Genomic DNA, 10,038 nt, shown 5'->3' with positions numbered 1-10,038 from the left:
ACCTTAAACCCCAAAGGGCTGAAGACTTTACCCGAACCGGAAGAGCTTTTCAAGAGCCCCGCCGCTGCGGTGAAGCGGGGTATAAGTCCCCCACACACCTACCGTCAACACTGTTCACACCAAAAATATCATAAAAAGATTCGGGTGCCCTGTCGGACCGCAGAAAACCGCCACAAATGACCCGGAAAAAAGCCAGATCCATCCCCGTTGCCCTGCAAAGCGGAATCGAACATACCCGGCCCATGCCTGAGAATCGTGACAGCAGTCCCTCAAATGCGCTTCCCGCGACGGAAGAATCCACCGGAGCGACAGCCTCTCCCCAGAGACGTATTATAAAGAACGTCAGCACTCTTATGGTTGGGCGCGCACTTAATGCGCCCATGGCGCTTCTTCATACTTCGCTCGCCATACGATTGCTCGGAGCTTACGATTTCGGACTTGTCGTTCTTCTGTACGCGTTCGCCCGGACGCTCGCCGACATCGTGACCTTCCAGTCCTGGCAAACGGTCCTGAATTTTGGGGGCAATGCGCTTGCGGCGGAAGACAGGTCAGGATTCCACCGGATCATTCGCTTCAGTTTTACACTGGATGCGATCAGCGGCACCGTCGGCATGGGCATGGGCATCGCCATTGCAATGCTCGGACGCCGGTGGCTCGGATGGCCGGACTCTTTGTCTGTGCTTGGTCCGCTTTATTGTGTGTCGGTCCCCTTCATGGCGTCAGCCACTCCAACGGGAATTCTCCGGCTCTTCGATCAGTATAAGCTGATTTCGGCTCAGAGCATTGTAGCGACAGTAGTACGTCTTGCCGGAACACTCTTCTTATGGGTCACACACGGCAGCCTTACCGGCATGACCATCGTGTGGATTACGGCGGATGTTATGGCTGCCACGATTCTCAACCTGTTTGCCGTCCGGCAATTAGCGAAAGCACGACTTCTGTCGGGAATCTTCAAAATCCGCATCACTTTGCGTAACGACCTGTTTCATGGACAGATGGGAAAGAGCTTTCCAGGCATCTGGCAATTCGCCATTACGACGAACATCAATACGACTTTAACGCTCGCTTTCAGTCATATCGGAACACTTATCATCGGTGGCATGATCGGTCCCGTCAGCGCCAGTTACTACCGTATCGGCAGCCAGATCGCCGCAGGCATCGCCAAGCCTGCTATCCTTGTACAATCCACACTTTATCCGGAAATGACCCGTCTCTGGATCGCACGAGAAACGGGCAGCCTTTATGCTCTGGCTCTTCGGGCGGCGCTCGCCGCAGGCGCGCTGGGAAGCGCACTTCTGGCCGCTGCCTGGCTGCTCGGCGGACCGATACTGAAACTGGTGATCGGTGCTCACGGAACGGACGCTCTGCCCGTAACCCTCTGGTTGCTTGCGGCGGAAGTCATTGCCATATGGGGTCTGCCACTTGAGCCGCTGCTGTTTACCATGCGCCGGATCAGGGCCGTGATCGTCGCCAGAAGCGTGGATGCATTGCTTTATCTGCCACTTCTCGTCGTCACGCTGGGCTGGTACGGATTAAATGGTGCAGGGCCTGCTATACTTGCGGCGACTGTATTTCTTGTTCTGATGCAACTGGGTTTTGTCCTGCGGATGAAAGACAGAGTGTCTTCCTCCCCCGACAGCCAAACTATGGAATGATGCGTAACTCTCTGATGCGTATACTTTTTCCTTATATTGCCCAACCCCACCAGACGCTCCATTCATTGCCGATCGCGATGGAAGCTGCCCGTCGCCACTCAGACGTTGAGGTGCACATTGCCTGTGCCACCGAGCAACATCTGAATTATGCGAAGTATCTTGCTTCCTTTTATCCCGAGTCACAGGTCAGTTTCGACCTGCTCAACCTTCCAAAAATGATCCGCCGGCAAGTTGAACGACGCGGGCACACTGTTGTTTCGAAAGTCGCCAGCCTTTTTTACAACAAAAAATATTTCTCTACATTTCAAAGCATTGTTGTACCGGAACGCACATCCCTCTATCTTCGCAAATTCGGTGTTCTTAGACCGCGTCTGGTCTGGACCCGTCATGGCGCCGGAGACCGTGCTGTCGGTTTTGCCCGCGATGTCCGCCTTTTCGATTATGTGCTGATGGCGGGCCGCAAGCTCGAAGAGCGTCTTCTCGCTGACGGTTCGATCCGGCCGGGACATTATAAAACCGGCGTCTATGCCAAATTCGATATGGTGCAGAGACTTCAGCCCACACGGCCAAAACTGTTTCAGAACGACCGCCCTACCGTGCTGTATAACCCTCATTTCAGCCGGAGCCTGTCCTCATGGCCGCGCTTCGGGCTTGAGATTCTTAACCATTTCTCCAGACAGGATCGTTATAATCTTGTCTTTGCACCACATTACCGACTATTCGATACCCGCAGAAAAGAAATCGAACAGCTTAAACGTGCGTATGGTCATCATGAGCATATGCTGATTGATACAGGCAGTACACGTAGTCTCGACATGACCTATACAATGGGTTCCGATCTTTACTTGGGCGATGTCAGTTCACAGGTCGCCGAATTCCTGGTAAAGCCTCGTCCCTGTGTTTTTCTCAACGCGCATGACGTCGAGTGGCAGAACGATCCGAGCTATCGATTCTGGACTCTTGGTCAGGTTGAAAAGAACACGGACGGGATCGAAAATGTCATCGACCAGGCGTTCGAAACCCATGACGATTTTCTAAATCGTCAGAAAGACTATATACGCGACACTTTCGATCTTAACGGTGACACACCGACTGCTCCTGTTGGGGCCGATGCAATTGTCGATTACCTGAGAATGGCCAGCTGAATGACTGTCATATCCCGTATCAAAAACGCGTCCGCGCCAGCCGGGTTTCAGGACACGACTCCGTCTCCTGTTTCAAGCTCTTCCGGCCAGAAGCGGCGCTACGGAGATTTTGCCACATTTACCGAAGCACTGGACTACGCAGCGCAGGGTGCTGCCGGTTTTAATATCTATTCCGGCCGGGGCACGCTGCTCGAAGCCCTGCCCTACGCCGTTCTGCGGGAGCAGGCGCGGGATATGGCGCTTCGCCTGCTGGCCCTCGGTCTGAAGCCGGGAGACCGGGTTGGCCTTATCGCCGAAAGCGATGGCGATTTTGCCCGTATGTTTTTCGGCTGCCAGTATGCCGGACTTGTCGCCACACCGATGCCTCTTCCCGTCGCCTTTGGCGGACGCGAAGCCTATCTCGCCACGATCCGCGGCATGATCGAAAGTTCCGCCGCCTCCGCTGTGGTCGTTCCTGACCTCATTGCAGGCTGGACCGACGAAATCGTTGCCGGCTTCGAGCTTAAATTCGGCGGTTCTCCGGCACAGCTTATGGACTGCCCGGCACCGGCCCGACCGCTGCCAAAAATCAGGCCGGACGCGCTGTCCTATCTTCAGTTTTCTTCAGGCAGCACCCGTTTCCCGAAAGGGATCTGCGTCTCGCAGCGCTCAGGTATGGCTAACGCCCATTCGATTGCGCATGACGGTCTGCAGGTTCGTGAAACCGGTGATCGCTGCGTCTCCTGGCTGCCGCTGTATCACGACATGGGACTCGTCGGTTTCTTTCTGACACCAATGACCTGTCAGCTTACGGTCGATCTGCTCCCGACACGTGAATTTGCGCGGCGTCCCCATGTCTGGCTGGATCTTATTTCCCGCAATCGCGGTACGATCTCCTACAGTCCCTCCTTCGGCTATGAGCTCTGCGCCCGCCGCTCCGGCTCCGCTGACATTGATCTGTCCTGCTGGCGCGTGGCGGGCATCGGCGGCGACATGATCCGCCCCCATATCCTTGAAGAGTTCGGCGAACGCTTTGTCGCGTCCGGCTTTGATGCCCGCGCTTTTGTCGCCAGCTACGGCATGGCCGAAGCCACCCTTGCAATCAGCTTCGCTCCGCTCGGACAGGGCATCCGCACGGACACTGTCGATCTTCGTCGCCTCGAAACAGAAGGTGTCGCGTATCCCGACAACGATCCTTCTCATTCCCTGCGCACGTTTGTCCTGTGTGGCCGTGTCCTGCCCGGGCATGAAATTGAAGTCCGTAATCCTGACGGCAAAATCCTTAAGGATCGTCAGGTCGGAACCATCTATGTGCGCGGTCCGAGCCTGATGAGCGGTTATTTCCGTCTGCCCGCCGAGAGCGCCGAAGCCCTTAATTCTCATGGCTGGCTTAATACCGGCGATCTTGGATATACAGTCGATGGCCAGATCGTTGTAACCGGGCGAGCTAAGGATCTTATCATCATCAATGGCCGGAATATCTGGCCACAGGATCTTGAATGGTGTGCTGAAACGGAGATCGATTCTCTCCGTAGTCGGGATGTCGCAGTATTTTCTGTCGAAGATGACGATTGTGAGAAAGTCGTCGCGCTCGTCCAGTGTCGGGCCACATCGGCGGAGGCCCGTACGGCGCTCAGTGAACAGGTCGCCAGCCTGTTTCGCCGTCTGCATGGCGTGGATGTCCGGGTCGTGCTCGTGCCGCCACATTCTCTGCCGCAGACGTCATCAGGCAAATTAACCCGGGCAAAAGCGAAAACCATGCTGCTTTCGGGTGTCTTTACTGAGTTACCTGAAACGGCCAGTGCCGCCTGATCCGATCTCGCACGCTGGCCATTATGGCCGGTGCCGAAGGCATAAGCTTCTCCCTCGTCGTGACATTTCGCTGGCGATGGCCTGCCTTTTCCGCCATAACCGCGCCCGTTCAGCGGTCTCGCACCGATGACAGGACGGCCCGCCAATCAAATGTAAGGTGTCCCGATGAGTGAAACGGTTCAGGATGTCTCGGCCCTGATTATTAATAAGCTGCTTGCTAATCCAAAAGTGCCCCGCGACATCACCGGATCAAGCAAGATCGTTGAAGATCTCGCGTTCGACTCACTGGCTGTGATGAATTTTGTCATGGAAATCGAAGATGAACTGGATGTTTCCGTTCCTCTCGACCGGCTGGCGGAGATTCGTACGATCGACGATCTCGCAACGTGCCTCGTCTCTCTGAAAAAGGGCGCCTGATCCCGAATGACCATTTTCGACAAGTTTCGCGGCATCGAACACCGCCTTGAAGAACTCAAAGCCCTCGGCGGCCGGAATCCTTTCGACGTTGTCATTGAGCGCCCGCTGTCTTCGACAGCCGGGATGATCGAAGGCCGTGAAACACTGCTGTTCGGCACCAACAACTATCTCGGTCTGAGCCAGTCTCCCCGCGCTATTGAAGCCGCCTGTGAGACCGTGCGCTCCTGTGGTGTCGGTACAACCGGCTCGCGTATCGCCAATGGTACTCAAAGTCTTCACCAGAAACTCGAACGTCGTATCGCCGACTTTTTCGGCCAGACACACTGCATGGTTTTTTCTACCGGTTATCAGGCCAATCTTGGCATGATTTCCACCCTGGCCGGCAAGGATGACTATCTTCTGCTGGATGCCGACAGTCACGCCAGTATTTATGATGCCAGCCGGCTTGGACACGCGCAGGTGATCCGGTTCCGCCACAACGATCCGGAGGACCTGAATAAGCGTCTCCGGCGGCTTGATGGCACGCCAGGCGCGAAGCTTGTCGTCGTGGAAGGCATCTATTCCATGACCGGCAACGTCGTGCCAATGGCAGAGATGGCCGCTGTCAAACGCGAAAATAATGCCACTTTGCTCGTCGATGAAGCTCACTCATTCGGGGTACTTGGTCCGACCGGACGTGGCGTCGCCGAAGCTGTCGGGGTCGAGAAAGATGTCGATTTCATCGTCGGCACGTTCTCTAAAAGTCTTGGCACCGTTGGTGGCTACTGTGTCTCGAACCACCCCGAACTGGACCTGGTTCGTCTGCATTGCCGGCCATATATGTTTACCGCGTCTCTCCCGCCTGAAGTCATTGCGGCGACTATGGCGGCTCTGGAAGACATGCAGGCACAGCCGGAACTGCGCGTGCGGCTGATGGAGAATGCCGCGCGGTTCCATGGCGGCCTGAACACTCTTGGTCTGACAACCGGCAAAACCGTCAGCCCGGTCGTCGCTGTCGTTCTGGATACTATTCCGGAGGCTATCGCTCTCTGGAACAAACTTCTGTCGCTTGGTCTCTACGTTAACCTGAGCCTGCCACCGGCGACACCGGATCATCATCCGTTGTTACGCTGCTCCGTGATGGCAACGCACACACCGGAACAGATCGACCGCGCGATCGAAATTTTTCGTGAAGCCATGACTAACCTGAAAACACAGCCTCCTCAGATGTAAGAATGGGGGACTCCGGCCGGATGCGGACGGATTCCCTTTTGTTATGAAAGAGCGCTGTCACTGCGGGAAACGCAGCCTCTGCCTCCTGTTCCCTGAGGCTGCGCAAAGAAAAACTGTCTCCTCGTAAACTTCAGAATTTTACACCTGCGCCGCACGTCCAAACCGCGATGGCCGATAAGGTGACGGGTCAATATACGGCGCCTCCCCGTTCATCATCCCGGCACAGAGTCGCGCCGTCGCCGGACCAAGCGTAAAGCCCTGATGGGCGTGTCCGAAGTGGAACCAGAGCCCGCGATGCGACGGAGCCTGCCCCACCAGAGGCAGCATATCTACGGTACACGGGCGACTGCCGAGCCAGGGCCTGGCTTCCACAGGCGCGCCAAGATCCAGCATTTCGCGAGCCAGCCGCTCACTGCCGTCAATCTGCCGCATTGAAAGCGGGGCATCCCGCAATGCAAATTCAGCGCCCGTTGTCACGCGCAGGCCGAGAGCCATCGGCAGCATCGCCACACCGGCCTCGGTGTCGATCATCGGTGTATTGAGTGTGCCCTGCCAGCCAAAATGGCGATGATAACCCCGTTTCACGAACAACGGGAGACGGTATCCCAGCATCCGTGTCACCACGTCCGACCAGGGCCCGAGTGTAATTACCGCCTGCTCTGCCGAAATCGTGCCTTCCCGCGTATCCACACACCAGCCCGCTCCATCAGGGCGCAACGAGCGCGCATCGCCTTTCAGGATCCGACCACCCGAAGCTGTCAGCAGCGCGGCATACCGATCAACCAGACCACCCGGATCGCTGACGCTGTAAGGAGACGTCCAGTGTACAGCCCCGGCCATCGTCCGCTTTAGCGCGGGTTCTTCCCGCGCAAGCCCGGCGGGGTCGAGAATCCTGCTTTCAATCCCAAATTCACGGGTCAGCAAGCGGGATCGCGCCGCGCCTGCGTCAAATCCTTTTTGTGTACGAAAAATCTGCTTCCAGCCCTGCCGGGAAATCAGGTTGTCCGCTCCGGAAGCTGAAATCATCCGGTCATGCTCCGACAGACAGTGCCGGATCAGAGCCTCATATCCCGTAACCACCCCCTGATAGCGTGACGGGAAAGAGTTCCACCAGTACTGTGCCAGCTTCGGCGCGACGGTCAGCAGATCACGCAAGCGATAAGACACGTCGTTTCCGCGCTGCAAAGCGACCTGCGCCAGTTTCAGCACGTCATGCGGAAATGCGTATGGCTCAACAGCCTCGCGCTGAATCAGCCCGGCGTTACCATAGGACGTTTCGCGCCCCGGCGTTCCGCGCTCAACGAGCGTAACATCATAACCCCGCTCACGAAGATGCCAGGCCGTGCAGACACCGACCATGCCTCCACCAAGAACGAGCGCCGACTGCGCCATATAACAAATCTCCGGTCCGGTAGAGCCGGTCTCGGAAACGACCGGCAACAGTTGCAATTCTACAACGAAAATTCAGTTACGCCAGACGGTACTGCCGCAGAGACTGCTTCCATGCTTCAGCGTGAAAATACTCCGGCCCGCATCAGCCGAAACACGACGGCAGGCGCGCTCAGCAATGGATGGCGCTCCGCAAACGGCGTCAGGGGCACTCTGACACCACTATGTCGTTCAATCTTCCACACAAGATACCGGGCACCACCGGCAAATGTGAAAGCCGCTTTCATCAGCCGCGCGACATTCAGCGGACGACCAAGCCGCAATCTGGTTCTCCATCGTCTCAGAGCCGAACTTCGTCCCGCCGCTGACACGGCTGGCGCCAGCTCTCCATTTTCCTGCGCGGCCCCGATGAGTCCGCCGGCGGCCCACGAAGCCGTCAGCAGCCTCCGAAAACGTTCCTCCTCGCCTCCGATCAGCTGACGTGGGCGGTCTTTCGTCTCAACGCGTAATTCAGCGCCGTAAGTCTGCCGGTACAGTGCATCCCAGTATGTATCCGGCACTCCCCGATCCGGTCCGAGCCGGGCCGCCCAGAAGGCCGCCGTGCCGACCGCGCGCACCACACAACGAAGGATCGCATCCGCCGCGTCCGCATCGCGGACCCAGACCAGCCGCACCGGTTGAGAAAAACGAGCCCAGACCGATGTGTCCCGGCTGCCTGAACGTGTCAGACGGCGAAACTGTCGCAGACTCAGAATGGCGACTTTGGCCCGCAGCATCAGCCCGTCGATCATCTGCTCATGATACTCGACATTGGGGGGCAGAATCGCATTGGCTACTCTTGCGAGTCTGCCGCGTGGCCAGTCGGCCTGATGCTCCACGATGACATAAAAATCGAGAACGCCTTCCGAGAGCAATGAAGGATCAGCCGCGGCATCGCCGCTGCTCACCACCCGCACGACCGATCCGTAAAACAGGACACCCAGGGGACGGGCGCCGGCGATCAGCGTCTCTACAAGAGCTGTCACCACTTCCGGCACCGGCGTCGTCAGTTCACTGGCAATTATCCGCGCGACGACGCCCGCGGCATCCAGCCTGCCTTGCTCCTGCGTCGATGTCGTCATCGCATCGCCTGCCTCTCCGTCCCGGTCACGCGCGGATAAAGGCAACACGTGGTCCCTGTGTCAGCCATATCTGTCCGTCAGATCCGGTATCCAGCTCTTCTCCGTCCATGACCAGCCGGTCATGCGTCTCAATCCGGAGTTTAGCGGCCATGCCGCTTCGATAAGCTGCGGATTTCCGCAGACGACCGGGAAGACGCCCACGCAGAACGCAGAAAAGATTCCTGGCCAGACCCGGCGGATTCGCAAGAATATCAAGATACGCAAGGCCGCCAGCGGAAGCATGATTCTGCCAGAAGGGCCACACGCCCCGTGACAGACGATGCAATCCTGTACAGAGCACCAGAAAACGGGGGCGTTCATCCGGCATTTCATCATCGACGGTGAGAGTCATCGGGGTGCCGTCCAGCCATGCCCGCCGCGTTTTTCGCTGGAAAAGTCGCCGGATCGCCCAGAGCACCGTCGCAAAAACCGCCATGTCGTGGGAATACCGGTTCAGAATCGCCGGATTATGGGCAAGCTCAATACCCCGTGTGAATGCAGCCAGCCCGCAGAACATCCCTGCAACCGGCATCCGGCCGGCGTCGGACCAGGAGACAACGACGGGCTGCCGCCAGTTCGCCGCATCGAGAAGCGTGCCTGCCGTGGCCTTGTCCTGCAAACGCTTCAGGGCCGCAATCCCCCGACAGCAGCATCCCACATCACAGGCGATGAGATTTGTGTTCCCGGACGGCAGCACCGCCAGCGCGGGCAGTCGGTCCGCCGGATAGCACGCAAGGACAGCGCTCAGTACATCGCTGACCGTTCCGTCACCGCCGTTCACGATAATAAACCGGATATCCTGCGCCGCCAGTTGCCTGACCTCGCTCGCAAGTTCGTCGCGGCTGTCGGGTGAAATAAAGAGAGAGCCGAACTGCTCCTTTGCCTGTGCCACGAAAGCACCTGCGTCACGCAGATTCAGGCGGCTGCGCGGATTATGAATCAGAGCAAGGCGTGCAGGCACTCGACAATCCGCGTTTCTTGGGCGGCCGCCGTCGACGGCCCGGACAGGATCGCCGCGCACCAGGGCCCGGACGACTCACTTTAACTGGCGGGCGTCATATAGACGCACCCGAACGCATTGTCACATTCCGGCCCCTGTATCAGTGCGAAAGCGCGTCAGAATCCCGTCATGTTGTCTGGTAATACCGCTGATTTTACGAATAGTTCCGTTGATCGGGAAACCATTCACACAGGCCTGCCGTCCCGGACAGAATCCGCTGACCGGCAAAAACCAGGACGTTATCGGTGAGTTGAGTCGCAGAGACACCT

General features: G+C 57.6%; 8 protein-coding genes. 5 read left to right on the top strand and 3 right to left on the bottom strand.

Translation table 11 applies throughout. The features are described from left to right. Positions 1-242 precede the first annotated feature (242 nt). The 5 genes from GOB90_RS11650 to spt all read left to right on the top strand — a co-directional run bounded on the left by GOB90_RS11650 (position 243) and on the right by spt (position 6,220). Entirely contained in the window at positions 243-1,655 is a 1,413-nt protein-coding gene (locus tag GOB90_RS11650; protein WP_146892343.1) for a lipopolysaccharide biosynthesis protein, read from the top strand. A 14-nt stretch (positions 1,656-1,669) separates the two neighbouring features. Beyond that, entirely contained in the window at positions 1,670-2,800 is a 1,131-nt protein-coding gene (locus tag GOB90_RS11645) for a sensor domain-containing protein (protein WP_146892314.1), read from the top strand. Continuing rightward, positions 2,801-4,591 carry a fatty acyl-AMP ligase gene (locus tag GOB90_RS11640; RefSeq protein ID WP_146892316.1) on the top strand — a complete coding sequence of 597 codons (1,791 nt, stop codon included), beginning with the start codon at positions 2,801-2,803 and terminating at the stop codon, positions 4,589-4,591. It begins immediately after the preceding gene. Positions 4,592-4,756: 165 nt separating this feature from the next. Beyond that, a complete protein-coding gene (locus GOB90_RS11635) occupies positions 4,757-5,008 on the top strand; it encodes an acyl carrier protein (RefSeq protein WP_146892318.1) in 252 nt (83 codons plus the stop codon). 6 nt (positions 5,009-5,014) lie between these two features. Then, positions 5,015-6,220 (top strand): serine palmitoyltransferase, encoded by a 1,206-nt coding sequence (spt, locus tag GOB90_RS11630; RefSeq protein WP_146892320.1) that lies wholly within the window; start codon positions 5,015-5,017, stop codon positions 6,218-6,220. A gap of 138 nt (positions 6,221-6,358) precedes the next feature. On the opposite strand, the gene GOB90_RS11625 is transcribed toward spt, so the two are convergent. The 3 genes from GOB90_RS11625 to GOB90_RS11615 form a co-directional block, all read right to left on the bottom strand. Beyond that, the gene (locus tag GOB90_RS11625) at positions 6,359-7,612 is read right to left on the bottom strand and encodes an NAD(P)/FAD-dependent oxidoreductase (protein ID WP_146892322.1); all 1,254 of its coding nucleotides are present in this window, start codon (positions 7,610-7,612) and stop codon (positions 6,359-6,361) included. Positions 7,613-7,728: 116 nt separating this feature from the next. Next, positions 7,729-8,775: a hypothetical protein gene (locus tag GOB90_RS11620; RefSeq protein WP_307724814.1), complete on the bottom strand. Its 1,047-nt coding sequence runs from the start codon at positions 8,773-8,775 to the stop codon at positions 7,729-7,731. Continuing rightward, a complete protein-coding gene (locus GOB90_RS11615; RefSeq protein WP_146892324.1) occupies positions 8,756-9,730 on the bottom strand; it encodes a diacylglycerol/lipid kinase family protein in 975 nt (324 codons plus the stop codon). The genes GOB90_RS11620 and GOB90_RS11615 overlap by 20 nt, the downstream gene beginning before the upstream one ends. Between the last annotated feature and the right edge of the window lie 308 nt (positions 9,731-10,038).

It is taken from the genome of Acetobacter oeni (assembly GCF_011516825.1).
Classification (GTDB): Bacteria; Pseudomonadota; Alphaproteobacteria; order Acetobacterales; family Acetobacteraceae; genus Acetobacter; species Acetobacter oeni.
The sequence above is the reverse complement of the archived record's forward strand: the minus strand, read 5'-3'. Positions and strand labels throughout refer to the sequence as shown.